Source organism: Ferrimonas futtsuensis DSM 18154, assembly GCF_000422645.1.
Lineage (GTDB): Bacteria > Pseudomonadota > Gammaproteobacteria > Enterobacterales > Shewanellaceae > Ferrimonas > Ferrimonas futtsuensis.
In genome coordinates, this window is sequence record NZ_KE383897.1 from 50419 (window position 1) to 75438 (window position 25020).

Sequence of the window (25020 nt, forward strand, 5' to 3'; positions counted from 1 at the left end):
AAACTAAGGCTGTACAAAGTCTGCGGCGACGAACACCGCTTCGCCGCCCAGATAGGTGGCCAGCACCCGGGTCTGCCAGATCTGAGCGGCAGGTATCTTAAAGTAGTCCCTGTCCACCAGGATGAAATCGGCGGCCTTGCCGGGTTCCAGAGAACCCAGCCGCGTCTCCTGGAAGGCGGCATAGGCGGCGCCCAGGGTAAAGGCGTGCAGCGCTTGCTCCCGGCTCAGGGCCTGCTCCGGGTACCAGCCTGTTGCCGGTTGTCCGTGATGATCTTGACGGGCCACGGCCGCATAGAGCCCCCAGAAGGGGTTGGCTGACTCAATGGGGAAGTCGGAGCCGGCGGCCAGGGGAATGCCTTTTTCCAGCACGGTACGCCAGGCGTAGGCGCCGTGAATCCGCTCTGAGCCCAGGCGGTCCTCCGCCATGTTCATGTCTGAAGTGGCGTGAGTGGGCTGCATGGAGGCGATGATGCCGGCGGATTTGATGGCATCGAAGTCCTCGGGGGCCACCACCTGCAGGTGTTCGATGCGGTTGCGCTGGGACGGGTCGCCAAACTGAGCCATTGCCCTGAGCACCTGCCGGTTACCCCGGTCGCCGATGGCGTGGACGTTGGCCTGGAAGCCTCGGTCGATGACCGCTTTGATGCGTCTTTTCAGCTCAGGCACCGGGTGGATCAGCAGGCCTCGATGTCCCTTCAGGTCGCTGTAGTCATCCAGAAGAGCGGCGCCGCGGCTGCCCAGGGCACCATCCGCGTAGAGTTTGACGGAGCGGGCAATCAGATGATCGCCCTCATAGGGGCCGGCGACCCGGTTTAGGGTTTCCATGTCCGAGAGCATGGCGTAGATCCTCAGGGGCAGGGTGCCGTCGGCATCTTTGGCCTGATACAGGGCCAGGGTGTCATAGCCCACGCCGGCATCGTGGACGCCGGTCAGCCCCAGGCTGGAGAGCTGCTTCAGGGCCACATCCAGGGCGACCCGCTTCTCCTGCTCGGTTCGGGCGGGGATCTTCTCCTCCACCAGGGACATGGCGTTGTCCACCAGAATGCCATCCGCCTTCCCTTTGCTGTTGCGACTGATCTGGCCGCCGTCGGGATCCTTGGTGTTGTCCTTGATCCCCGCAAGGCTGAGGGCCTTGGAGTTGCCCCAACCTGCATGACCATCGACCCGGCGCAGCCATACTGGTTTGTCCTTGATTATGGCGTCCAGATCCTCGGCAGTTGGGAAGGCTCTGTCGGGCCACAGTTCCTGGTTCCAGCCTCGGCCCCGAATCCATTGGGCCTGAGGGTTGGCTTCGGCATAGGCTTTGATCCTGGCCAGGGCGTCGACTTTGCTGGTGGTGCCGGTCAGATTCAGGTCGGATTGCAGGTAGCCCTGGCCCATGATGTGGCCATGGGCGTCGGTAAGACCGGGCAGCAGGGTCATACCTTGTCCGTCCAGTCGGCGGTCCGCCTGGGTGAACGCGCCCCGGGCACCGGTGTCCACCACCTTGCCGTCTTTGACCAACAGGGCACCAAATTGGGTAAGGCCTTTCTGAGTCAGGGTATAGCCGTTGACATTGTCCACCAGCAGGGTGTCGGCACTGGTGGGCAGAGCGAAACATAAGGCCAGGGCTGCTATCAGGGGGCGCATGGCAATTCCTTTTGAATTTAATTACTTATTATGTCTGCGGACAGGGAGACACCCTAGCAGCTTCCTCTGGGCCAACGCAATCTGTCAGAGAGTGCGACCAGAGACCGAATCACGAAAAGCTGTGCTCGCAATTGTTACCTAATTGACGCATATCCATGACTTTTATGTGACAAATGGCCATGTTAACGTAAGGGGCAATATTCTCGAGGGACGGGTGTACATGGACGGTGAAGGACAGGTTTCTGAGGTGAGCAAACTGACCGGCTCGCTTACCGAAACCAAACTGCTGGAGTACTTGGAGGTGATTCGGGTGCTCTTCGCCAACTCCACCGACATGATGTGGGTGCTCTTTGGTGACCGCTTTATTTGGAGTAACGCGGAATCGGCCCGGCAACTGGGCTTCGATGCCCCTGAAGATTTGCTGGGCTTGAGTCCGGCGGACATCTCTCCAGAGCAGCAGCCTGGCGGTATGCCCTCCGGCGAACGAGCCCTGGAGGAGATTCATAGTGCCATCGACCTGGGTCACCACAGGTTTGAGTGGTTCCATCAGCACTGCAACGGCGATCTCATTCCCTGTGAAATCATCCTCACTGCCATCCCTCTGGTAAACGATGTCGCGCTGTTGGCCATCGGCCGCAACCTCAGCCTGGTGAAAGAGGTGGAGCAGAGGCTGAAACGCTCCCAGTTCGTCGATGTGCTTACCGGCCTACCCAACAGACGGGCTTTGGTCAAGTCCCTGGAAACCCAGTTGTCCGAGCGAACCGCGCCACTCAGCCTGGTCTGCATCGGCCTGGATCAGTTCAAACGAATCAACGAGGAGTTTGGTTTCAGAACCGGAGACAAGGTGCTCAAACTGGTAAGCCGGCGCCTGGCAGGCCGAGTGGGAGAGCAGGGGGCGCTCGGCCGGTTCCACGGCGATACCTTTGTGGTTGTCTTGCCGGGAAAAACCCAGGCTGAGGCGCTGCAATGGTCAGAGGCACTGCTGGAGTATCTGTGCGAACCCATCTCCCTGGCCAGTTTTACCCTTGGATTGCAGTGCAGCCTGGGTGTGGCTCATTTCAAGGAGTCGGAGGATGCCCGTACCCTGTTGCAACACGCCGAAAGTGCCATGTTCCAGGCGAAGCACAGTAGTGGACCGAAGCTCTGTTGCTACAGTGCCAGACTGGCGGCGGAGCAGGCCCAGGAGCGAAACCTGGTCAATGAGATCCGAGATGCCCTGGAGCGTAAGGAGTTTTTCCTGGTCTATCAGCCGGTGTTTCATCTGGACAGCGGCCTGATCACCGGTGCCGAAGCCCTGCTCAGGTGGCGCCACCCCCTACGGGGCGTGCTCTCTCCAGATGCCTTCATCGAGCAGGCCGAGCAGAGTGGCCAGATTGTGGAGATGGGTCGTCAGGTGCTGGAGATGGCCAGTGTCCAGATGCGCCGCTGGCTGGATCAGGGGCTGCCTCTTAAGCAGGTGAGCGTCAACATCTCCGTACGTCAGATAGAGCACGGCGATCTGGTGGAATCGATGCTGGATACCCTGGCGCGGCATCGAATCCCTCCAGAGTGCATGGAGGTGGAGGTCACCGAGTCCATGCTGTTGCAGCAGGGGAAGACGATGGCGGCCCAGTTGTGGAAGTTGCGTCAGGCCGGGGTGGCGATTGCCATCGATGACTTCGGTACCGGCTACTCCTCATTTGGTCGCCTGAAAACCCTGCCGGTAGACAGGGTGAAGATCGATCGCAGCTTTGTCCGTGAGCTGGAAAACGATGAGCGGAACGCTTCCATCATTCAGGCGATCATCGCCCTGGCTCACAACCTGGAGATGGTGGTCACGGCCGAGGGGATAGAGACCCAATACCAGTATCAGTTCCTGCGCAGTCAGCGCTGTGAAGCGGGGCAGGGCTACCTCATCAGTCCACCGGTGGCGCCGGTCCGCTTCGAACATCTGGTGCGCCAGCGTTGGCAGCAGTTCTGCCGCACGCCAGTGAAGAGCGATTAAGGGTTCAGCAGGGGCTCGAGGGTGTCGATAACGTGCCTGATCCGGGTGGGGAGGGGCTGGTGACGCCGGTAGACCAGAAAGATCGGTTCACTCACCGGGTTGTCCAGGGTATGGATGTTGACCTTATCCAGCTCGTCATAGGCTTCCACCGCATATTTGGGCAGCACGGTAAAGCTCAGGCCTCGGGCAACCGGTGCCATCAACAATCCAATGTGGTTGCAGAACCCCCTCCTGGGAAACTGGCTTGTCTGCTGAAACTCCTTAAAGTTGGCGCCCAGCAGCATGCTGATGTGGTGATCGCCGTCAGGATGACCGTTGTAGCCAAGGTGCATCAGATCCTCCCAGTGAGGTGTCTCTATCTCCTTGGGCGTGATCAGGTAAAGCGGCTCTTCACCAAAGGGACGGTAGGCCAGATCCGGTTTGTTCCCCTGATGGGTGATCAGCCCAAGGTCGATGTTTCGGTTGAGTATCTCCCGTTCAACTCCCTCGTTAGGCGCGAACATAAACTCGATGGTGAGCTGAGGGTGGGTTTGCTGCATTGAGAGCAGTTCCGGGTAGAGTTTCAGGCCCAAACTGCCCGGGGCGGAGATGCGTATGGGTCCAGAGAAGGGGTTGTCGGTGGCAAGGTGTTGTTCCAGCTCAGACAATTCAGCCAGGGTGCGTTGAGCCTGTTGGTATACATCCCTTCCAGAGCGGGTCAGTTGGAAGCTTTTTCCCTCGCGCTGAAGCAGTGTCTTACCGAAGTGGGACTCCAGTTTACGGATGTGTTGGCTGACTCCGGGTTGGGTCATCGCCAGCTTTTCGGCGGTGCGGGTAAAGTGACCGGTTTCTACCAGGGTGACATAGGTTCGCAGCCAGAGAAGATTCAACATGCTGAGGCGCCTGAATAATTAACTGGCGTTATCATAATGGCTCATAAGTATAACGACAACATTGATGCCGGTTTGCCTAATCGTTGCAATGGGCTCGCTGAGGAGGGAGACGCAACCCCAGGTTGCGGTTTGTCACAGGGGCTAAGAGAGGTGGCGACCCGGGGCACGAAGGAGCCCCCAGGCGTGAAACAGCCGGACACAGGCTCCCTGCGGCCGGCTAAAAAACGATCGCTTATTCGTACTCTGAGGAGTAGGTCTGGGCATAGGAGTGAGAGTACAGCTCAAACAGGTTGCCGAAGGGGTCTTCCAGGTACACCATCTTGTAGGGCTTGCTGTCGTCTTCAGGGTGGTAGCGCATGATGTCCATGTGGACCTTTCCACCAAACTCAAGGGTGCGCTCTATCACGCCTTCAAAGTCATCGGTTTCAAGGCAGAAGTGGAAGATGCCGATGCGAGAGAAATTGACCTCATGCTGCTCCTCTCGGTTTTTCATCTCAAACAGCTCAACACCAATGCCGTCTTTGGTCAGCAGATGGGCAATGTTGAAACCCTCGAAGCCTTCGCCGAACACGGCAATGCACATTCTGCCGATGGCGGTATCACGTTCCTCTATCACTGGGGTGTTGTCCATGACAACTTCCAGTCCGAGAGCCTTGGTGTAGAACTCTACAGCCTTGTTCATTTCCCCGACCATGATGCCGATATGGTTCATTTTCATAACTCTCTCCAACAGGGGGATTGATGCGTCATTTGTTTTGATGGACAGAGTATAAGGAGCTTATTTGAGAACAATAAATTATCCATTATTATGTTTTTAATTATTTCTTGTAATGTTGCCGTTTCCTGTTGGAGGACGATGTCTTCGGGAGCTCCGTCAGATCATTGTTCTACAGAGGTGGGATTATCCTGGCCTTCCGGAGTTTGCCTGACTGACCATCCGCCGCTCCAGCCGGAAGAGTGCTTGGAGCGTCTTCTCAGGGTTTCACCATCCGTTATTCAGCTGGGTATCCGGGGAAACCAGCCCATTTGAGGCCTTGGTCTTGGCGCCAGCCAAGATATGGCGAGTGTTTGAGAGCTCTATCTTATTGTCTGTTAGGCTGTTGGGATAGAGGCTATGGCCTATAGTCATAGCCGCTTGTGGAGAGGTATTTACAGCAGAGGGGCAAAGGTATAGAAGAACTGCTCCACCAGCTTCTTCCACATCGGGCGCTCGGCCCAGCGCACTCCATCGAGGCGATGGCTCTGGTCCAGGTAGCGTTGCAGCAGGTCGCCGAGGTTGCGGCAAAACTCCGGGTCATCCACCGCCAGAGACACCTCGGAATTGAGCAGCAGGCTGCGAATGTCCAGGTTCACCGTGCCGATGATGCAGTGGTCATCATCAATCAGCATCGACTTGGTGTGCAGCAGGCCGCCATTGAAACGGTAGATCACCACCCCGGAGCGCAGCAGCTCGGAGAAGAAGGCGCGGCTGGCCCATTCCACCATAAAGGAGTCGTTTTTGTCCGGGATGATCAGTTTGACCTCGACGCCACTCTGGGCGGCGGTGCGCAGGGCGTCAACCAACTGCTCGCTGGGCACGAAGTAGGGGGAGGTCAGCACGATGCTCTTGCGGGCATGGTAGATGGAGAGCAGCAGCACCTGCTGAATCAAGTTGTCCGGCAGCCCCTGGCCTGAGGGGATCACCTGCACCGAGTGACTGGCGTGGCTGTGATCCGGTTTGGCCTGCAGCCGCTCCGGGTCCATCTCCTCCAGGGTGCGCAGCCCGGTTTCATACTCCCAGTCCCAGGCCTGCAGCGCTTTGAGCGACAGCACCGACGGGCCGGTGATGCGCACCATGATGTCGATCCACTCCCCCACACCGGAGGACTGCTTGAAGTAGCGGCTGTCCACCAGATTCATGGAGCCGGTGTAGGCGATCTCCTGATCGATCACCACAATTTTGCGGTGTTGGCGCAGGTCCATTCTGCGCAAGAACATCCGCAGCGGGTTCACACCCAGGGCTTTGACGATCTCGATGCCGGCGGACTCCATCTTGTAGGCCCACAGGCTGTTGAAAAAATCGCGGCTGCCGGCACCGTCCAGCAACACCCTGACCTGCACCCCTCGTTGGCGGGCTTCGATCAGGGCATCGGCCACCTCGTTGGCCAGGCCGCCGGGATGCCAGATATAGAACTCCAGATGCACCGAGTGTTTGGCCTCGCGGATGTCGACGATGATGCGGCGCAAAATCTCCTGGCAGTTCTCAATCAGTTCCAGATCGTTGCCCATCAGGGCGGGAATCCCCAAGCGGCGCAAACTGAGTTCGTGCAGGGGGCGGGCGTGGGGGCCTTTGGTTTTGCCGACTTCTGCGGCCCGCTGCAGCTTCTGGTACCACTGCTGGAAGGGGATGGTCATGGCGCCGACCCGCCGTTGGCGGTTTTTGCCTATGTTCATCTCGCCGAACAGCAGATAGACGATGACGCCGAACAGGGGAATGATGTAGACGAGCAGCATCCAGGCCAGGGAGACGCCGAAGGGGCGGCGCTTGAGAACGATGCGCAGGGTGACACCAGCCACCAGAATCCAGTAGCCGGCAACCAGGGCCAGGGTTACGAACTGATAAAACTGACTCACATCGTCTGCTAAGTGGCGGTTATGTGTAGCAAATATACACCGAAACTGCGCGGGAAACAGGGGTTTGATTCAGATTTGTGTTTTGTCAGCCGCACACCGGGCTGTACTCGAACTCCACCAGCAGCGGAGTGTGATCCGAACTGGTGAACTCGCTGAGCACCTTGCTGCTGTCGGCAACCGGGGTCAGTTGGCAGCTATAAAGGATGTGATCCAGTGGCTGGCCGAGAAACTGCTTTATCTCAGACTTTTCCTTGTCACTGAACTGCACCTGCTTCAGACCCTGGCGACCGGCCAGGGCGGTCAGCAGCTTCTGCCTCTGGGATGACCAGGTGTTGAAGTCGCCGGCGAAGATCACCGGCCCCTGATGCGCGGCGATGCGCTTCTCCAGATTATCCAGCTGCTGGCGGTAGTCGCTGTTGGTGACAAAGTTGATGCCGTGGATGTTCACCAGCATCAGGCTCTGCTGCTCGTCCATGGCCACCTGGGTCAGCAGTGCAGCCTTGGGGGTGTGGGTAATGGGCTCCGCCGGGGTGGTCAGCTTCAGCCTGGCGCTCAAAATGGGGCTGCCGGTCAGGCTCATCACCCCGGACTGGCTGCCGTCCCGCTTTTGCAGGTTGGCACCGAAGGCGTAGTGAAAGGGCGACAGCACCGGGGCCTGGCTCGGGTCGACGTTCACCTCCTGCAGCGCCAGCAGATCCGGCGTGTACTCATGCTGCATCCGGGCAAACTCCTGTTGCCACTGGTGCTCACCCAGCTGCTTATGGATGTTCCAGGAGATCAGAGAGAAGCGGTGGGGCAGGGGCGCGGGCGCATGGGTGGCGGCGGTGGCCGCAGGCATCACCCAGGCCTGGGTGCCCGGTGGCGGCGCCGACGGGCAGCCGCTGAGTCCCAAGGAGAGCAGGGCCGCTGTGGTCAGTGACAGTGCAATGTGTTTCACCCCAAACCCTCCAGAAGCGTTGACGACGAAAGCACTAATGATCGCCTCTGGTGAGGATTTGGTCAATAGGGCAGCAGCGGATGGTCGGCGTCACAGTTTGCCACCAGCTCTTGCCACTTGGGCTCGCAGCAATGTTCCTTGGGAAAGATGGCGTGGATCATCAACTTGGGCTCCGACACAAAACTGGTGGCCCCCACGGTGTGAAACACGTGCATCCATTGTTCCACCCCGCGCCCGGGAAATTCGGTGGTGGTTACAAAGCCTGTCACATTCATCTGCTTGGAGCCACGCTTGCGCCAATCCTTGGGCACCGATTTTTCCGCCAGTACCCGTTGCAGCAGCTGGCTGGCCCAGGGATCCTGGTACATCAAGATGTCCTGCTGCAGGGTCATCAGCAGGGCACACACCGTGTCTTCCCAGCCAATCAAAAAGGGTTTGAACCCCTGCTCGGTGAAGATGAGATCCACCAGGTTGAAGCTGTCTTTGGCGGCGGTGGCGGGGGCAAAGCGCTTGATCAGGGTCAGCATGCCGCGATTGATCATCCTGGCGTTGCCGTATTGGTCGATGATCATCGCCGGAAAGGGGTCGAAGCCGCGCAGGGTGGCAATCAGGGACTGGCGCAGCCAGTGGTGTTCGTGGGAATCGGGTTTGAGGGTAAAGCTGGTGGGGGCGTATCCGGCGGAGGCAAGCAGGTTGTTGGTTTCTCTGACGTTGAGCTCCAGCAGCTCTGCCAGCTTCTCCACCAGCTCCTGGCCGGGCAGGGATTTGCCCGTTTCCAAAAAGCTGATGTGCCTGAGCGACGAACCCACCTTATGGGCCAGGGTCTCCTGACTCAGGCCGCGGGTTTTCCGCCAAAATTTCAGTAGTCTCCCAAAGGCACCTTTGGGCATGGTCAGTCCTGCTTCATGCATCATCAATCCTTTTTATCCATTGATGCAAAAACCATCACATTTTCTACGGTCAATATTACCTCGGAGGTAATAGATAGACCACTAACTTACCGCCATTATTAAAAAAGTCATTATCTACGGATGGAGATAGGCGGGTATGAGTTACTTTGTTACTGGCGGTACGGGTTTCATTGGCAAGTACATTTTGGCCAACCTGGCCAAGCGGGAAGGGGAGATTTTTATCCTGGTGCGGGAGGGCACTGAGGACAAGTTTCATGAGAACTGCGAACTGCTGAATCTCGACCCCGGCAGGTTCACCATCATCATGGGCGAACTGGCCGAACCCATGCTCGGCGTCAGCGACGTCGACAAAGAAAAGATCCACGGTAAGGTCACCGAATTTATCCACTGCGCGGCGATGTACAACATCACCGCCACAGCCCAGCTCAACCACGACATCAACGTGGGCGGCACCAGAGAGGCCTTGGCCCTGGCCAAGTTTGCCGGCGCCAAGTGTTTTAACCACTTAAGTTCCATCGCCGTTGCCGGCTTCTACCACGGCGTGTTCAACGAACATATGTTCGAGCAGGGCGTGGGCCTGGATGTGAACCCCTACCTCAAGACCAAGTATGACTCCGAAGCCCTGGTGCGGGAGCAGGAGGAGATGGAGTATCGCATCTTCCGCCCCTCGATGGTGATCGGTCACTCCAGGACCGGTGAGATCGATAAGATCGACGGCCCCTACTACCTGTTCAAGACCCTGCAGAAGCTGCGCAACATCCTGCCCAGCTGGATTCCGGCCATCGGCATCAAGGGGGGCGAATTCAACATGGTGCCGGTGGATTACGTGGCCAACGCCATCGACCACATCGTCAATACTCCTGAGACTCAGGGTCAGTGCTACCACCTGGTGGACAACCCTGGGGTGAAGATGATTGAGGCCCTGGATGTGTTCTCCCAGGCCGCCCACGGCTCCCGCCTCTCTGCAGGCATCAGCCCCGGACTGCTGGACTTTATTCCTGCGCCCATGCGCGGTGCGCTGCTGAATCTGCCCACTGTTCGTCACCTTATTGATCAGACCCTGGCCAGCCTCAAGGTGCCGAAAGAGGCGCTCAAGCTGCTGGATCTCAAGACCAAGTTCGATGACTCCAACACCCGCAAGGCCCTGGCGGGCACCGACATCGCCGTACCGCCCCTGCGCGATTACGCCGGTGTGGTGTGGGACTACTGGGAGCGTAACCTAGATCCCAATCGTATGGGCAGCCGCACCCTGGAGCAGCACATCGAAGGCAAGGTGACCGTGGTCACCGGTGCCAGCTCCGGCATCGGCCGTGCCCTGGCCATCCGTCTGGCCAGCGCAGGTGCCAAGGTGATGCTGGTAGCCCGTGGCATGGAGCAGCTGAAAGAGGTGGAGCAGGAGATCCTGGCCGAGGGCGGCGAAGCCTACAGCTACAACTGTGACCTTAATGACCTGGAGCTGTGCGATCAGGTGATTGACCGCATCCATGAGGAACATGGCGCGGTGGACTTGCTGGTGAACAACGCCGGTCGCTCCATCCGTCGTTCGCTGAAGCTCACCTACGATCGTTTCCACGATTTCGAGCGCACCATGCAGCTGAATTACTTCTCGCCAGTGCGCCTGACCATGCGAGCCCTGCCCAAGATGGTGGAAGCCGGTGGCGCTCATGTCATCAACATTTCCACCATCGCCGTACTCGGTGGCAGTGCCCCGCGCTTCTCCGCCTACGTGGCTTCCAAGGCGGCGCTGGATGCCTGGTCCAAGTCCGCCGGTGCCGAGTATTGCGAGCACAACGTGGCCTTCACCAATGTGCACATGCCTCTGGTGCGCACGCCGATGATCGAGTCCTCTCCCATGTACAAGTTTGCCCCGACCCTGAGCCCAGATGAAGCGGTGGCGATGATTGAGGAAGCGATTCTTGAGCAGCATGTAGAGGTGAACACCGCCATCGGCAGTGCCATGCGCGCGGCCAACATTCTGGCGCCTAAGCTGTATGAGCTGCTGATGTCCACCACCTACAAGATGTTCCCGGACACCGCCGCCGCCCAGGGCCTGCCCGAAGAGGAGGTGAAGCCCACCCCAGAGCAGGTGGCTCTGGCGGCGCTGATGTCAGGTAACTACCTGTAATCGAAGCCGACAAACTGTTGTACTGACTTGACACCCGATCGCCCCTGGCCATCGGGTGTCTTGCTGTTGGCCCTTCATATCCTGTGTTAGTCTTTCCAGCACTTAAGTAAGCAGGAACCCTCACAGGGACAGTTCAATGAAGATCTTCAGCAACTTTGAAAGTGGCGCCATCGATGTGGTGAAAGCGGAGTCCAAAGACGACATCCAGCTGACCATCCCCAACGACAACCAGTCCGAGTTCTACCAGTGGTTTCATTTCCGTCTGGAGTCCCAGGTAGGCGAGGAGCACAGCATCAAGCTGATGAACCTGGCCAAGTCCGCCTACCCTGAAGGCTGGGACAACTACCGGGTGGCCGCCTCCTACGACCGCGAGGAGTGGTTCCGCATCCCCGCCGAGTTCGACGGCGACACCATGAGCTTCAAGGTGACCCCGGAGCACAACTCCATCTACTTCGCCTATTTCGCTCCCTACAGCTATGGCCGCCACCAAGACCTGATCCACCACGCCCAATTGCATCCCGAGTGCACCCTGGAAACCCTGGGCCACACCCTGGACGGCAACGACATGAGCCTGCTGACCATCGGCACCCCGGAGCCCGGCAAGAAGATTGTCTGGGTCATCGGTCGTCAGCACCCCGGCGAGACCATGGCCGAGTGGTTCATCGAAGGACTGCTGACCCGCCTGCTGGATGACGAAGACAGCGTGGGCCGCACCCTGCTGGGCAACTCCGTGTTCTACGTGGTGCCCAACATGAACCCGGATGGCTCCATCCGTGGCCACCTGCGCACCAATGCCATCGGCGTAAACCTCAACCGCGAGTGGGCCGAACCGAGCATGGAGCGCAGCCCAGAGGTGTTCCTGGTGCGCCAGAAGATGCTGGAAACCGGCATCGACATGTTCCTGGACGTTCACGGCGACGAAGCGATCCCCTACAACTTCGTTGCCGGCAGCGAAGGCACTCCCTCCTACGGCGAGGAGCGCAAAGCCCTGGAGGATGCCTTCAAGTCCGCCCTGATGGCCATCACCCCGGAGTTTCAGGATGAGTACGGCTACGACAAGGACAAGCCCGGCGAAGCCAACCTCACCGTAGGCTCCAACTGGGTGGCCGAGCAGTTCGACTGCCTCGCCTACACCGTTGAGATGCCATTCAAAGACCACGACTTCGCCCCGGACGAAGACTACGGCTGGTCACCCCAGCGCAGCCATCAGTTCGGCCGCGACACCCTGGCGGCAGTGAATGCCGTGATGGGTGAACTGTAGTTTCCGCCGACACACAATGTGTTAAAGGCCACCCAAAGAGGTGGCCTTTTTTTATCCACGCTTTCAGTGGGTTAGAATGACCATCTGTCGAAAAAATATTCTGAAGCTGGCTCACGAACAGGCAGAGTGACCATTGATAAGATCCCCCTTTAGACAAATTTCATATACATCGATGATGTTTTTGGGGGAGTTAGGTGGAAAACATTATTCTATCGCCGGGTAAATATGTTCAAGGCGATGGCGCCATCAACAACATTGCGTCTTATGCTAAGGCATATTCCTTGGTGCTGGCCGACGACTTTGTCATGGGGCTGACACAGGAGGTGGTGCAGGCCAGTTTTTCTGACAAAGGGCTGGAGGTGGCGTTTGCCCTGTTTGGTGGCGAGTGCACTAAGCATGAAATTGAGCGTCTGAAGGATAAGGCCGAGGCTTGCACCTGCCAGATGATCATCGGCATTGGCGGTGGCAAGGCACTGGATACCGCCAAGGCGGTGGCTCACTTCGCCGGTCTGCCTGTGGTGGTGGTGCCCACCATTGCCTCTACTGATGCGCCGTGCAGCGCCCTGTCGGTGATCTACACCGAAGATGGGGTGTTCGATGAGTACCTGCTGCTGCCGAAAAATCCGGACGTGGTGTTGATGGACACCGGCCTGATTGCCAAGGCGCCCACACGGTTGTTGGTGGCGGGGATGGGCGATGCTCTGGCGACCCATTTCGAAGCCAGGGCGGCGGCCAAGGGCCAGGCTCAGAATCTGGCCGGGGGCGTGCCCACCAACACCGCACTGGCCCTGGCCAAACTCTGTTATGACACCCTGATTAATCAGGGATCCATGGCGTTGGCCGCGTCTGAGGCCGGGGTCACCACCCCGGCGCTGGAGAGCATCGTTGAAGCCAACACCTACCTCAGCGGTATCGGTTTCGAAAGCGGTGGCCTGGGGGCGGCCCACGCCATCCACAACGGCCTGACTCTGATGGAGGAGTGCCATCATCTCTACCACGGCGAGAAGGTGGCCTTCGGTACCCTGGTGCAGTTGGTGATGGAGAATACGCCAAAAGAGGAGATTGCCGAGGTACTCAGCTTCTGCAATACCGTGGGTTTGCCGACTCACTTGTGGCAGCTGGGGATCAAGGAGTTGGATATGGATAAGCTCAAAGCGGTCGCTGAGCTGGCCTGCGCCGACGGTGAGACCATCCACAACATGCCGTTCAAGGTGACGCCGGAGAAGGTATTGGCTGCCATTCTGGCCGCCGACCGTATGGGCCGACGCGGCGTCAGCTGATCACCAGTGATCGTTGTACGGATAGGCGGAGGGGGCGGCTTTCAGGGCCATCAACTTCTCCACCCGCTCCGAGGTGGGCGGATGAGATCTGAGCCAGGCCAGGGGATCCCCCTGGCCTGTTGGGATCAGCAGGCCGCGCCACATGGGAGCCTGCTCGCGGGAGATGGTGAGCAGCGCCGAGGCCAGAGGCTCAGGCGCTCCCAGCAAACTGGCGGCACGTCTGTCCGCATCGAACTCACGAACCCGGGAGAGCGCCAGCTGCAACAGGGCGCATAGGTGAGGGGTAAGCATCAGCAGCAGCAGGGCGCCGACGGACACCGATGCCATGCCAAACAGCATCAGTGGCAGCATGATAAAGGCACCAATCCAGGCCAGGCTCGCCAGCATGCGGCACAGTCCGGTGATCAGCGCCGCCATTCTCAGCAGAAATGCATCACTGTGCGCCAGATGGGCAATCTCATGGGCCAGTACCCCGGCGATCTGGGGGGCGCTGAGACGCCTGAGCAACCCTTCGGAAACCACAATGACGCCATCATGCTGTGTGCCCATGGCGAAAGCGTTGGCGGTCATTGACGGCGACCAGAACACCCTTGGGGGGCACTCCAGCTTTGCCCGCCTGGCCAACTCGGCGACCGCCTGTGTCAGGCCGGGGGCTCCGGTCATACGGGTGACCCTCATCATCCTCAGTTGCCACTGAGTGGGCAGGGTAGGGAGCAACACCGACACGGCGATCAGCAACGTTAATACCAGCCATTCGGTGCCAGGTCCCAGCAGCAGATGGCCACTGAACATCAGCAGCAGGGCCATGCCGCCCAGTAAAAACAGGGTGTGCAGGGCGTTTCTTAGCCGGGATCTCAGCTGTTGTCTCGGATCCATTCTGGCCTCATTTGTCTGCTGCTCTTAGTAAGGGTATAAGGGCGGTCAGGGTGGTTATCAAGTACCCAGTTCCCGGAAGGGATGCACTGATGTACAGATTTGGGGCGAACCACTGCAGTCAGAGGCGATTTTTATTGAAATTGGCGATTTTTCTGTGGTTTAGTTAGCGACCTCAAGAGTGAAGTCCGGTGTCGCTGTATTGGCGAGCCGGTTGGAGAGACAACAAGAGCGATGTTTCGAAAGATATGGTTGCTGATCTGCCTGGTACTGGTTGCCAAGGTGGTGTTCAGTGACCTGAACAGCGGCGCCGAACCCCAGCCCCCGGCCGACCCCAGGCTGACGCAGATCCTGACTTTGTTGGAGCAGGATAAGAGTGACGATGCCTATGAAGCGATCACTTCGGTGTTGCCCGAGGTGGATAACCCGGAGGTGGTGCAGTATCTCTACAAGTTGCGTGCGCACATCGAAGTGGAGCGCCGCCACTTTCACTACGCCGTCCAGTCTCTGATTCAGGCGCAGAAGGCCGGTGATCGCAGCATCAAGACCTCGGCACGCATCGATGAGATCAAGGGCTGGATCGGACGCATGCAGGATGAGCGGGCGATGGCCGAACAGTACCGGGATGCCAGAGATAACGGCATGGCCGGTGAGTTAAAGGGCCAGGTGACCATTCTCTACCTCTATCTGAACGACAACCGCTGGAGCAAATGGTCCGGTAAGGATCGCTTGCAGAACCGTCAGTATCTGCAGCAGGTGACCGACTGGTATGGTCGACGCGCCCAGGAGTATGGCCTGTCAAAGCCCACCTTTAACACTCGATTCTTCTTCCTGACCTCGCCCAAGGGGATCACCAAGGAGTGGCTGCGCTCCAAGAGCTTCTTCAGCGATGCCCAGCATCTGATTGCCCGGCAGCTGGGCTACCGCAATATGGCGCAGTTCGTGGAAGCCAAGGCGCCCACTGGCCAGGTTGCTCTGGTGTTTCACTCCAATGGTGAAGCCCGCTCTTTCGCGCTCTCCTGCAGGAGTAAGGAGAAGGCGCCGCGCTGCCATTATGAGTACGCCATGCTCACCGAAAAGATGGTGCCGGGAGCCCGTCACACCTTTGTTCCTCAAGTGCAGGCCCATGAGATGCTGCACCTGTTCGGCGCCGCCGATCTCTACCGGATTCGTAACGCCCGGGACTACGCCGTGACTGACATCATGAACTACTACAGCGACACCCTGGGCCACGCCACCATCGACCCCATTACTGCCTGGTCCATCGGCTGGGCTGAGGCGCCGAACGCGCCCTTCAAGATTGAAAACAAGGAGAAATGAGTATGGAGATCACCTCCGTAGAACAAAACGCCGTCTTTATGTTCCTGAACCTGAGCTATGCGGTGATCAGCCTGTTTGTCAGCGTGATTGCTCTGGTGATCATCGACAAGTTCGTATTCCGCCGCATCGACTTCATTGAGGAGATCCGCAAGGGCAACCTGGCGGTGGCCATCTTCCAGTCCACCATCCTGCTGTTTGTGGGTTTTGTAGTGTCTTCGGCGATGCACTAACACAGGTTTTCGCCCAGCCTTGCTTGGCTAACCTTTTGATTTTATGACGCTAAACCTGTTTTCGAACGGGCGTGTCTTGTACACTCTCTGCACTGTTGTCCATGGGCAGCCGTGTTGAACAACAACCGGATGAAAGGGAATTCGTTTGTGTTGGGTCTAATACACCGCAATCTATAAGCAAGGAAGTACCGTGAAAAAAGTTCTCACTCTCTTAAGCGCTGTTCTTTACTCTTTCTCCTCCATGGCAGCCTCCATGCCCGATATTGGCGAGGTGGCGCCCGATTATCTGGGACGGGGTAATGATGGTACCGTGGTCCGCGTCTCTGAGCAGCAGGGCAAGATCATGGTGGTGACTTTCTGGGCCTCTTGGTGTCCTCCCTGTCTCAAGGAACTGCCTTTGCTGGAGGGGCTGCAGACCACGGTGGGCACCGAGCAGCTCAAGGTGGTGGCAGTAAACTACCGCGAAGATAAAAAGCAGTACCGCCGCATTAAGAACAAACTGAAAGCGCTGACCTTTACCCTGACCAGTGACAGTAACGGCAAGATTGGTCGTAAGTATGGGGTGGACGGCATTCCCCATATGGTGCTGATTGACCATGAGGGTAACATTGCCAATCGTTGGGTGGGCTACGGTGAAGGCAACATTCAGCAGGTGGTGGATGTCATGAATGAACTGTTGGCTAAGCAACTGGCCGACAGAGAATCGTAAGGGTTCCATTACCGCCGGCGTAAACGCCGGCGGTGTTGTTTTGGGGCTTTAAGAGGAGGTGGGCGCCAAGGGCGACTCGGCTTACTTTGCGCCAGGTCGCAACGATCCACCTTCCAGCCAACGCTGAACCTGAATGACCTCTGCGTCTTTGTCCTGGTCATCTTTGGGTTTGGGAAGATAGATGTCCGGGGCAATCCCGGCAATGTCTACCGGCTGATAGGGCAGCCTCAAGCTGCGTGATGTGGCGTAAAACAGTTCGCGTTTGCCGGAGGGCAGGGCATGGGGCCGTATGTTGGAGTAATCCAGGGCGCCGTAGCTGCTGCGACCCACCAACTTAACCTTGAAGCTTTGTTTAACCCTCAGCAAGAACTGTTCACAGGAGCTGGCGCAGCCACCATCGACTAGTACTGCCACTTTGCTGGGGGCATGGTCGGGACGTTCAGGGGCGGCTTGATAGCTGATGGATTCATCACCCAACTGCACGTATTCGCCGCTTGGGACCCCTTTGAGCCTGGCAATCATCGGCTTCACCATGGTGACGCAGCCGGGGTCGTTGTCCATAAAGCGTTGGCACAGGGTCTCCATCGCCTCGATGTTGACCGGAGTGGAAAGAAACTCCAGCGAGACCTCAGTCGTTTCTCCAGAGAGCAGATAGGGAAGCAGGGCGTTGTAGCTGTCATCGTTGCCGCCGCCATTGCCTCGCACATCGACAATCCAGTTCTCAACGCCTTCAAGCTTGGGTGCGTGCTCCTTTATGAGAGCCTCAAGCGCCTTGCCCTGGGCGTAGCCGAAACTCGGCACCGACCAATACAGGGTTGTTGCGGACAGTCGTTTGACCTGAGGCGACTTGGAGGTCGTGTTACTGGCTTTGTCTGAGGCCTCCCTGTTCAGGGGACGGATGTTGAGGTGACCCGGTCGCCACGCTTTCAGGTAACCTTTGATCAGGGCGTCGCATTCCGCTTCCGTCTGGATTTCGGCGATGGAGTTCTTGGCGTTATTCATCGCCTGGTCAAAGTGGCTTTGGCCATGTCGGGCCAGGTGGTCCGGCGCACCGGTATCGTTGGTCAGCAGAAAATCGGGAAGCGACGCCAAGTCAGTGAGGCATTGTTGTTGCACGGTGGTGGCCTGAGCCAATGAGCAGGTCGCCAGTGTCGTTGCCAGCAGCAGGTACTTCATCCATGACTCCATGAGATTGAACGAGAGGGGAAACCCTTATCAAGAACTGATAAAACTACTGATTAATCAGTGTTATATAAAATGGATCTTGGCTGAAGTGTGAAGAAGACCTGCGTCAGGCGCACTTCTCTGCGTTGATCATCGGTCAATCTCCTACAGATTGGTTCAGGGCGATTGATCTGGTTTATGGGGGGGGAGGTGTAGAACGAATCAGAAGCGCCGGTTTGGCATAACCAGAGGCCGGCGCTTGAGTGCTGAGCGAAATCAGGACTTAGGCTTTGCGGCCTGTCGCTTGGCCTTGGGGACGTAGTTGAGGATGGAGATGGGTACTGCTTTCCTCGGTGCGAACCCTTCAACTTCGCGGCGTTCAATCAGGTGATTCAGCCGGCTTTCGATCATGCACAGATTTTTGAAGTCATCCTTGGAGACCAGAGATACTGCTTCACCCTGGGCACCGGCGCGACCGGTTCGACCGATGCGATGCACATACTCATCGGCGGGGAAGGGCAGGTCGTAGTTGACCACTCGCTCCAGGTTGTCGATGTCGATGCCTCGTGCGGCGACCCCGGTGGCCACCAGGTAACGAATTTTGCCGATTTTAAAGTCGGCCAGGATCTGCTCCCGAACCGCCTGGGTGCGACCACTGTGGATGCAATCTGCTTCGATGCCGCGCTTGGCCAATTGGCTCACCAGCTTTGCGGCGCCGTGTTTGGTTTCGATGAAGATCAGCGCCTGGTTCCAGGGGGTGGTCTGGATCAGGTGGCTCAGCAGGGCCGATTTCTTATCTTTGTCTACGGTGGTCAGCCACTGACTGATGGTGGCTTTGCTCGCCTGACTGGCGGTAATGCTTATCTCAACCGCATCGCTGATGGCACTCTTGGCCAAGGCCCGCACCTTCTTGGAGAGAGTGGCGGAAAACAGCAGCGATTGCCGCTCTGTGGGCAGCTTGGTGACGATGTCGTTGATGTCGTCGATGAAGCCCATATCCAGCATCTTGTCCGCTTCATCCAGCACCAGCATCTCTACTTCATCGAAGTGGATGGCGCGGCGGCTGTACATATCCAACAGCCGTCCTGGCGTGGCCACCAGTACATCAACGCCATCCAGCAGCGCCTGTCGTTGAGGCTCAATGTCGACGCCACCGTACATGGCCATGCATTTCAGTGGCAGGTGACGGCCATAGCGCTCGACACTTTCGGCCACCTGCACCACCAATTCGCGGGTCGGTGCGATGATCAGCGCCCGAACTCGTTTCTTGCGACCACGGCTGCCTTGGCTGAGTTGCTGCAGAATCGGCAGCACAAAGCTGGCGGTCTTGCCGGTGCCGGTTTGCGCGGCAGCAATCAGGTTATCGCCCCTCAGTACGACAGGAATGGCCTTCTGCTGAATAGAAGTAGGCTCGCTGTAACCGGCTTCGGTAACGGCGTCGACAAGTGGGGCGGATAATCCCAGGCTGGAGAATGACATCGGTGGTCTCAATTTGGTGAAACAACTGCGCCGCAAACGGTGGCGGCGCAAGGGGCGGGAAGTATAGCAAAGCCCTCTGGTTCGGGAAATGAGACAGTGGCACTCTGGCGGTCACAAAAAAGCCAGCGGCTGTCAGGCCACTGGCTTGATGCTAAGTCGTCATGACTGTGACGAATTATTTATGAACTTTGCCGAGTCGGCTGGCGCGATCGTCATAGTCCTCTTCGTGACAGCCAATACAGGATTGAACCGGTCTCAACCACGGCTGGCGGGTCTTGCCATCTTCACCGTAGTGGTAGGGGTCTTCTGACGGCGCAGACAGATCAATCCTGAACAGGTGGGAGTTCTTGGGCATGTGACAGTCAGTACAGTCTGCCACTGCGTCATGCATGACACCAAGGCCGTCGTTGAACTTCACGCTTGGGTGACAATCCTGACATTCGGTTTTCAGTGCCTCTTCGTGTCCGGGCTTGTCGCGGAAGTTGGTGGACAGGTGAGGGTTGTGACAGTTGATACACTGGAACATCCGCTTCTTACCTGTGGCGACACCGGTATCCGGGTCATAGCCCAGCAGTGCATCCCCGGCATTACGTCCCTCTTCGAAGTAGTCTTTAACAAAGCCACCGATGGTGTCTCCGCCAAACTTTTCGTCATAAGGGGTCATATAACCTTGGTCATACCAACGCTCGCCGTCTTTGGTGTGACATTCACCACAGGCAATCGGCTCCCCAAAGGCTTGGTTCATTGCCATCAGGTCGGCACGGCTACGGCCCTTGGCATTACGGGTGATGTTGTCCTTACTGGGGCTCTTGGCATGATCGCCACCAGCACCATGACAGGCTTCACACTGTACGCCAGTCAGGGCCCAGGTTCCCTCCATGCCGATCAGATCATCCTGACGGTTGCGGTTACGATGGTCGTCAGGCTCATAGGTGTAGTCGCGCCAGCCGGTGTTGTGGCAGTGGCCACATTTATAAGGCATAGCATCTGTGCCAGCACCCGGCGCGAATGGGACGACCCGAGTCTCGTCCAGAGTTTCCCCTTTCGGCAACACATCAAACATCGCCTTGGTGCCGTTGATCATATAGCCATTCTTGTCGACTAGAATCGCCTGGCGTTGGAAGCCTCCCAGCAAGTAAGTGATGTCGTCCCAGCTTTCTGGGGTGCCTGCGCTGTTCTCAACACCTTCATACAACTCGAAGGCTCCGTCCAGGGAAGTAAAGGGCAGGTCGGGCGCCTGACCATTTTCAACCTTGGTGAACTTCCAAGCATGACCGGTTTCCATCTGGGTGGCCTTGTCCTGGTGACAGCGCACACAGGTTTCGGCACCGACGTAATCCTGCACACTGGCTTTCACTTCCACATCCACCACGGCACGGGCTTCACCGCCCTTACCGTCGCTGATGGTGTATTCCACCTGGGCCAGGCCATAGTCACTGGATACAAACCAAAGCAGGTCATCCTCCACCCGCACCTCACCGGCACCTTGCACGACTTTCGCATCAGCCAGAGACAGGGTATCTCCCTCAGGGTCGCCGGCCTCGGCCAGAACATCGATGGAGGTATCCTCACCGATAACGGCAATCGCCGATATTGCTCCGGGTCCCGGCGGCAGGTTGGGATCCGAATTGTTGTCATTGTCTCCGTTACACCCTGCCAGCAGTGCGATCAGCGCACTGGCGCAAAGAGTCAGAGCACCTCGTTGTGTTATTTGTTGTTTCATCATCATTTCCTCTGCGATTTTATTGTTTCGCAATAGGAAATTTAATTAATACTTCAATGGGAGAGGAGGTCGATTCTGTCCGGTAAATAGTCGATTTCGTACCACTGGGCCAATTCGTGAACTGGATCTGCTGTGTAAGGTCGTTGGTGGAACAAGTGCACTCTTTGGGTGGATGGGCCTATAACTGCAAAGTGGGAATCGCCGGTTTCCATTATAACGGTTTAAGTTAAAAATTCGCTGAAAGTGGCTTGATATATGTCACTGCCCTAGCGGCGCCTAATTAATGCGCAACATTAGTCCAAGTGTCACTCTTGGTGAAATGCCCGGAAACTCTTATAGCAGACCTGGAGGTTACTTACTTTGAGTATAATCAGTGTCGTGCTGGCTATTGAAACAAGAGTTAATATTGGCTTCGTTCTGCCTGCATTGCAGGAATGTCGGCATTGATTAACCAAAATTTTGTTTACGTTCTCCGAGAGAAAAAGTAAAGATGCATTTAAAAAAGAGTCCGCCCAGAGGACGGACTTAACCTCTGGAACAGAGGAGTTCAAAAGTCAGGTTAAACTGATGAAGAAAAATGAAAGGAAATTGCCTCAATGCTCACACACCGAAAGACCATCACTTCATTAAGCTCGATGAATATTCTAATGTGGCAGATGAATATAAACTGGGACATCTGTCACAAGAGAAACCGCAATTGAGACAATTGTATTTTGCGTAAACAGACATAATCAGATGCAATGGCGTCTTATTTTGAATGAAATTGAGTGCCGAAGTGAGTTTTAGCTAAATCTAAATTCTGAGAAGCCTTACAGAAAAACCTTAATGCATAAGGTTATAGTTTGGTCAAAATTACCGGGTACCATGATGTGCGGTTCAAACAGCAGGTGCTGCTAATAAAGTCACTTAAATGGGTAATTCACACAAGCTATAAAAATAAGGAGCGCATCGGTAGATGCAAGCGTTGACGTTCAGTGGTTCATAATCACATATTCTGCGTCTTAAGTGGCCGAGTTGAATCAGGCGCCTAATGGTCTTTTGTGACAGTACCACTTGGGGTAACGACCGGTCATCAGTTTGTCGGCGAGCCGTGATGCGTTCGTATAGCGATTTGATTGCCAGCCTACTCCGTAATTGCACGCTGTTTGCGCGCCCTAACTCAACTCGTTAGGCAAGCATAAATGGCTTGAGAGCTTTGAACACACTTACAAATTGCTGATAAATAATTTTCCAAGCCACTCCGGTGTCAAAGCTTTGAAACTGACCGTTTCAGTGCTTTGACCGGAGAATCTACCCACGTTGTGTTGCGAAGGGGTGTCTATCACATCACTAAAATACCCTGCTCAGTTGCGCTGGTGTTGGAGGATAATAAAGTCATCGATATGATGTATTAATGCCCAGCATAATGGTTCATGTCTCGCCTATACTACGGCGAAAGCGTCCGTAGATGATTAGTTTTGCTGGATCAATTCAACCTTATAGCCATCGGGGTCGGTCACAAAGGCGATGTGGGTCGAACCGCCCAGTACCGGACCCGGTTCGCGGGAGATTTTTCCACCTGCAGCTCGAATTTTATCGCAGGCGATGTAGATATCATTAACGCCTAAGGCAATGTGGCCAAACGCGGTTCCGTGATCGTAATTGGACTCACCCCAGTTGTAGGTCAGTTCAATAACGGCATGCCCTTCGTTCTCTTTGCCGTAGCCAACGAAGGCCAGAGTGTATTTGTAGTCTTTGTTTTCTACCTGACGTAGCAGTTTCATGCCCAGTACATTTGTGTAGAAGGCGATAGATTTATCCAGATTGGCAACGCGAAACATGGTGTGAAGTAGTTGTGCCATAAGGTTCTCACTTAGGTTGTCAGGATGCGTACTTGTTAGTAAAAAGCCAGCAATATTGCGCTGGCTTGGATTTACTCAATGAAGCCGTCGATTTATTCGTACTCAGAGGAGTAGGTTTCGGCGTAGGAGTGAGAATACAGCTCGAACAGGTTGCCGAACGGGTCTTCCAGGTACACCATCTTCGCTGGCTTGCTGTCGTCTTCTGGGTGGTATCGCATGATGTCCATGCGTTGCTTACCGCCATATTGAATAGTTTTTTCGATTACGCCTTCAAAGTCGGTGGTTTCCAGACAGAAGTGGAAGATGCCGATGCGGGAGAAGTCGACTTCGTGACGCTCTTGGCGATCCTTCATTTCGAAGAGTTCAACGCCGATGCCATCAGTGGTCAGAAGGTGGGCGATGTTGAAGCCTTTAAAACCTTCGCCGAATACCTGAATACACATGCGACCAATGGCGGTTTCGCGCTCTTCCAGCACTTCGCTCTTACCCATGACCATCTTTAGGCCCAGTGCTTTAGTGTAAAACTCGATGGCTTTATCCATGTCGGTGACCATGATGCCTACGTGACTCATTTTCATAATATGGTGCTCCAGATTTGCTGTGGTGGAGTTTGTCTTGTTTCGATGTGGACCAGTATAGGGAGAGTGGCAGGAGACGTTAAATTATCAAATGTGATTTTTATAATTACATTTTTTTATTATTTTCGATTTAGATTGGTCTGAATAGCCCTAAGTTCAGTAGACACAGAATGATCGATACTGGCGGCAGAGTCGCCAATGAGATGACTTTTGGAGATGAGCTTTAGAGTCTGTAGAGGGCTTTGGGGCGCGTTTCTCTGTCTGCGCTGTTCTCGTGTCCGGCCGCCAGAGAAGGTATGGGTGTTGCGTATCCCATTTCCAAAAAACCTTGATCTGCTTCACAACATCCCTGTGACGGTGTGTTACCTTAATCCTGAAAATAGAGCAATTGCTCTAAATTGTTTCTTTTGGTTTTCAACCATGTAGACAGAGGTTGGGGAGCAGTGGGGCAGGGGAGCGAGTTTCTCTGCGGATACAGCATCTGACGTCAATGGGGATTGTCCGGGGGGGCCTGGATTGTGAGGGGTTGAAACCAAACAAGGAACAGTCGTGCTAGCTCAGCTGGCTCACTTGATGTTTGAAGGAGAAGGGTATGGAACCCTCAAATCTGACACTGGTCGTCTCCATTATTGTCTACGCCGCCGTCACCTATGCGCTTACCGAAGTGTTCCGGCGCTACCGCTATCTGGGCTTTGCCTTTATCGTCGGCTCCCTGTGCACCTTCCCCCTCTGGGCCGAGAACCGGGATACCTGGTTTGAATGGGCCAAGATCTTCAGCGTATTGGTGCCCATGGTGGTGGTCAGCCTGATGCGCATCGCCGTCTATGAAAAGAAACAGGGGCCGTTCTGGGAGATCTTTAAAAAGCCCTGGACCCTGTGGTTTCTTTTTTTCATCTTGGCACTGAATATCACCGAAGCCTCCATTCATGATTGGCAGCTGGGCAACCCCTGGAATGCCCTGTCCGGTTTCTGTCTGGTGCTGACCATCCCCTTCGTCGGCAAGTTCTGGCGGGTGGAGGACAAGACCTGTGGCGACCTGATTGTGGATTTCCCCCTGGGCTGGTGTTTCCTCTACACCACCTGGAACGCCGCCTTCCTGTTTGGCTGCATTCCCGATGAGTTTGCCGGTGGCTTGGCGATTCTCATCGCCTGCGAGCTCTACTCGGTGTTCGGTCGCCACGACCTCTACATCATGGGGCGTATCTACACCTTGGCGATCTTCGTGGTTCAGTTGGGTTTGACCGACGTTTTCCCCTTTATGGACTCATCCGCCTGGGCCAATCCTGAACTCGCCACCTGGTGGGGCATCATCAATCTGGTTCTGAGCGTGGCTTACGTGTTCTGGTACAACTGGCAGATGTACACAGGGGGCTGCGACACCAAGTTCCGCCACCCAGCCTCGGCGCCACAAGGGGTCTTTACCGACAAGGAGCGCCAGCAGTCCATTGGTGGTTTCTGGTCCCATCTCTATTTCCATCGCGCCTGAGGAGG

General features: G+C 56.4%; 20 protein-coding genes. 8 read left to right on the forward strand and 12 right to left on the reverse strand.

Annotation, left to right across the window (positions count from 1 at the left end; all coding sequences use genetic code 11):
* Positions 1-3 precede the first annotated feature (3 nt).
* Entirely contained in the window at positions 4-1629 is a 1626-nt protein-coding gene (locus tag G505_RS0119530; protein ID WP_028111061.1) for an amidohydrolase, read from the reverse strand.
* Between the two features lie 247 nt (positions 1630-1876).
* Here G505_RS0119530 and G505_RS22120 point away from each other — a divergent pair, with 247 nt between their 5' ends.
* The gene (locus G505_RS22120) at positions 1877-3613 is read left to right on the forward strand and encodes a putative bifunctional diguanylate cyclase/phosphodiesterase (RefSeq protein ID WP_169628235.1); all 1737 of its coding nucleotides are present in this window, start codon (positions 1877-1879) and stop codon (positions 3611-3613) included.
* Here G505_RS22120 and G505_RS0119540 read toward each other — a convergent pair.
* The 5 genes from G505_RS0119540 to G505_RS0119560 form a co-directional block, all read right to left on the reverse strand.
* The gene (locus tag G505_RS0119540) at positions 3610-4485 is read right to left on the reverse strand and encodes a LysR family transcriptional regulator (protein WP_028111062.1); all 876 of its coding nucleotides are present in this window, start codon (positions 4483-4485) and stop codon (positions 3610-3612) included. The genes G505_RS22120 and G505_RS0119540 overlap by 4 nt on opposite strands.
* A 232-nt stretch (positions 4486-4717) precedes the next feature.
* Positions 4718-5203, reverse strand: a complete 486-nt coding sequence (locus G505_RS0119545) for a VOC family protein (RefSeq protein ID WP_028111063.1) — start codon at positions 5201-5203, stop codon at positions 4718-4720.
* A 431-nt stretch (positions 5204-5634) separates the two neighbouring features.
* Positions 5635-7098 (reverse strand): cardiolipin synthase, encoded by a 1464-nt coding sequence (cls, locus tag G505_RS0119550; RefSeq protein ID WP_028111064.1) that lies wholly within the window; start codon positions 7096-7098, stop codon positions 5635-5637.
* An 85-nt stretch (positions 7099-7183) separates the two neighbouring features.
* On the reverse strand, positions 7184-8035 hold the full coding sequence (locus tag G505_RS0119555) for an endonuclease/exonuclease/phosphatase family protein (protein WP_028111065.1): 852 nt from the start codon (positions 8033-8035) through the stop codon (positions 7184-7186).
* A 62-nt stretch (positions 8036-8097) separates the two neighbouring features.
* Positions 8098-8946: a helix-turn-helix domain-containing protein gene (locus G505_RS0119560; RefSeq protein WP_028111066.1), complete on the reverse strand. Its 849-nt coding sequence runs from the start codon at positions 8944-8946 to the stop codon at positions 8098-8100.
* A gap of 136 nt (positions 8947-9082) precedes the next feature.
* Here G505_RS0119560 and G505_RS0119565 point away from each other — a divergent pair, with 136 nt between their 5' ends.
* From G505_RS0119565 to G505_RS0119575, 3 genes are all read left to right on the forward strand, one after another.
* A complete protein-coding gene (locus G505_RS0119565) occupies positions 9083-11071 on the forward strand; it encodes an SDR family oxidoreductase (RefSeq protein ID WP_028111067.1) in 1989 nt (662 codons plus the stop codon).
* 136 nt (positions 11072-11207) lie between these two features.
* Positions 11208-12332, forward strand: coding sequence for a M14 family metallopeptidase (locus tag G505_RS0119570; protein ID WP_028111068.1), 1125 nt, complete (start codon positions 11208-11210; stop codon positions 12330-12332).
* Between the two features lie 194 nt (positions 12333-12526).
* The gene (locus G505_RS0119575; protein WP_028111069.1) at positions 12527-13612 is read left to right on the forward strand and encodes a glycerol dehydrogenase; all 1086 of its coding nucleotides are present in this window, start codon (positions 12527-12529) and stop codon (positions 13610-13612) included.
* Here the strand turns inward: G505_RS0119575 and G505_RS22125 are convergent, their stop codons facing one another.
* Positions 13613-14488: a zinc metalloprotease HtpX gene (locus tag G505_RS22125; protein ID WP_051216512.1), complete on the reverse strand. Its 876-nt coding sequence runs from the start codon at positions 14486-14488 to the stop codon at positions 13613-13615. It abuts the gene before it with no gap.
* Between the two features lie 231 nt (positions 14489-14719).
* On the opposite strand from G505_RS22125, the gene G505_RS0119585 reads away from it, so the two are divergent.
* The 3 genes from G505_RS0119585 (at position 14720) to G505_RS22130 (ending at position 16744) form a co-directional block, all read left to right on the forward strand.
* Positions 14720-15805, forward strand: coding sequence for a hypothetical protein (locus G505_RS0119585; protein WP_028111070.1), 1086 nt, complete (start codon positions 14720-14722; stop codon positions 15803-15805).
* Positions 15806-15807: 2 nt separating this feature from the next.
* Positions 15808-16035 (forward strand): DUF350 domain-containing protein, encoded by a 228-nt coding sequence (locus G505_RS0119590; RefSeq protein WP_051216514.1) that lies wholly within the window; start codon positions 15808-15810, stop codon positions 16033-16035.
* A 190-nt stretch (positions 16036-16225) separates the two neighbouring features.
* Entirely contained in the window at positions 16226-16744 is a 519-nt protein-coding gene (locus tag G505_RS22130; protein ID WP_035385595.1) for a TlpA family protein disulfide reductase, read from the forward strand.
* An 81-nt stretch (positions 16745-16825) separates the two neighbouring features.
* Here the strand turns inward: G505_RS22130 and G505_RS0119600 are convergent, their stop codons facing one another.
* The 5 genes from G505_RS0119600 to G505_RS0119620 form a co-directional block, all read right to left on the reverse strand.
* On the reverse strand, positions 16826-17920 hold the full coding sequence (locus tag G505_RS0119600) for a S41 family peptidase (protein WP_028111072.1): 1095 nt from the start codon (positions 17918-17920) through the stop codon (positions 16826-16828).
* A 264-nt stretch (positions 17921-18184) separates the two neighbouring features.
* Positions 18185-19387 carry a DEAD/DEAH box helicase gene (locus tag G505_RS0119605; protein WP_028111073.1) on the reverse strand — a complete coding sequence of 401 codons (1203 nt, stop codon included), beginning with the start codon at positions 19385-19387 and terminating at the stop codon, positions 18185-18187.
* A 175-nt stretch (positions 19388-19562) separates the two neighbouring features.
* A complete protein-coding gene (locus tag G505_RS0119610; RefSeq protein WP_028111074.1) occupies positions 19563-21110 on the reverse strand; it encodes an Ig-like domain-containing protein in 1548 nt (515 codons plus the stop codon).
* A 1451-nt stretch (positions 21111-22561) separates the two neighbouring features.
* A complete protein-coding gene (gene gloA / locus G505_RS0119615; protein ID WP_028111075.1) occupies positions 22562-22951 on the reverse strand; it encodes a lactoylglutathione lyase in 390 nt (129 codons plus the stop codon).
* 92 nt (positions 22952-23043) lie between these two features.
* Positions 23044-23529 carry a VOC family protein gene (locus G505_RS0119620; RefSeq protein WP_028111076.1) on the reverse strand — a complete coding sequence of 162 codons (486 nt, stop codon included), beginning with the start codon at positions 23527-23529 and terminating at the stop codon, positions 23044-23046.
* Positions 23530-24121: 592 nt separating this feature from the next.
* On the opposite strand from G505_RS0119620, the gene G505_RS22135 reads away from it, so the two are divergent.
* Entirely contained in the window at positions 24122-25015 is an 894-nt protein-coding gene (locus G505_RS22135) for a DUF5692 family protein (RefSeq protein WP_051216518.1), read from the forward strand.
* The last annotated feature ends 5 nt before the right edge of the window (positions 25016-25020 follow it).

Excerpts from the sequence above, each read along its gene's own strand:
- G505_RS0119530 (WP_028111061.1), bottom strand. The coding sequence starts at position 1,629 with ATGCGCCCCCTGATAGCAGCCCTGGCCTTATGTTTCGCTCTGCCCACC.
- G505_RS0119540 (WP_028111062.1), bottom strand. The coding sequence starts at position 4,485 with ATGTTGAATCTTCTCTGGCTGCGAACCTATGTCACCCTGGTAGAAACC.
- G505_RS0119545 (WP_028111063.1), bottom strand. The coding sequence starts at position 5,203 with ATGAAAATGAACCATATCGGCATCATGGTCGGGGAAATGAACAAGGCT.
- G505_RS0119560 (WP_028111066.1), bottom strand. The coding sequence starts at position 8,946 with ATGCATGAAGCAGGACTGACCATGCCCAAAGGTGCCTTTGGGAGACTA.
- G505_RS0119565 (WP_028111067.1), top strand. The coding sequence starts at position 9,083 with ATGAGTTACTTTGTTACTGGCGGTACGGGTTTCATTGGCAAGTACATT.
- G505_RS0119570 (WP_028111068.1), top strand. The coding sequence starts at position 11,208 with ATGAAGATCTTCAGCAACTTTGAAAGTGGCGCCATCGATGTGGTGAAA.
- G505_RS22125 (WP_051216512.1), bottom strand. The coding sequence starts at position 14,488 with ATGGATCCGAGACAACAGCTGAGATCCCGGCTAAGAAACGCCCTGCAC.
- G505_RS0119585 (WP_028111070.1), top strand. The coding sequence starts at position 14,720 with ATGTTTCGAAAGATATGGTTGCTGATCTGCCTGGTACTGGTTGCCAAG.
- G505_RS0119590 (WP_051216514.1), top strand. The coding sequence starts at position 15,808 with ATGGAGATCACCTCCGTAGAACAAAACGCCGTCTTTATGTTCCTGAAC.
- G505_RS0119600 (WP_028111072.1), bottom strand. The coding sequence starts at position 17,920 with ATGAAGTACCTGCTGCTGGCAACGACACTGGCGACCTGCTCATTGGCT.
- G505_RS0119605 (WP_028111073.1), bottom strand. The coding sequence starts at position 19,387 with ATGTCATTCTCCAGCCTGGGATTATCCGCCCCACTTGTCGACGCCGTT.
- G505_RS0119610 (WP_028111074.1), bottom strand. The coding sequence starts at position 21,110 with ATGAAACAACAAATAACACAACGAGGTGCTCTGACTCTTTGCGCCAGT.
- gloA (WP_028111075.1), bottom strand. The coding sequence starts at position 22,951 with ATGGCACAACTACTTCACACCATGTTTCGCGTTGCCAATCTGGATAAA.
- G505_RS0119620 (WP_028111076.1), bottom strand. The coding sequence starts at position 23,529 with ATGAAAATGAGTCACGTAGGCATCATGGTCACCGACATGGATAAAGCC.
- G505_RS22135 (WP_051216518.1), top strand. The coding sequence starts at position 24,122 with ATGGAACCCTCAAATCTGACACTGGTCGTCTCCATTATTGTCTACGCC.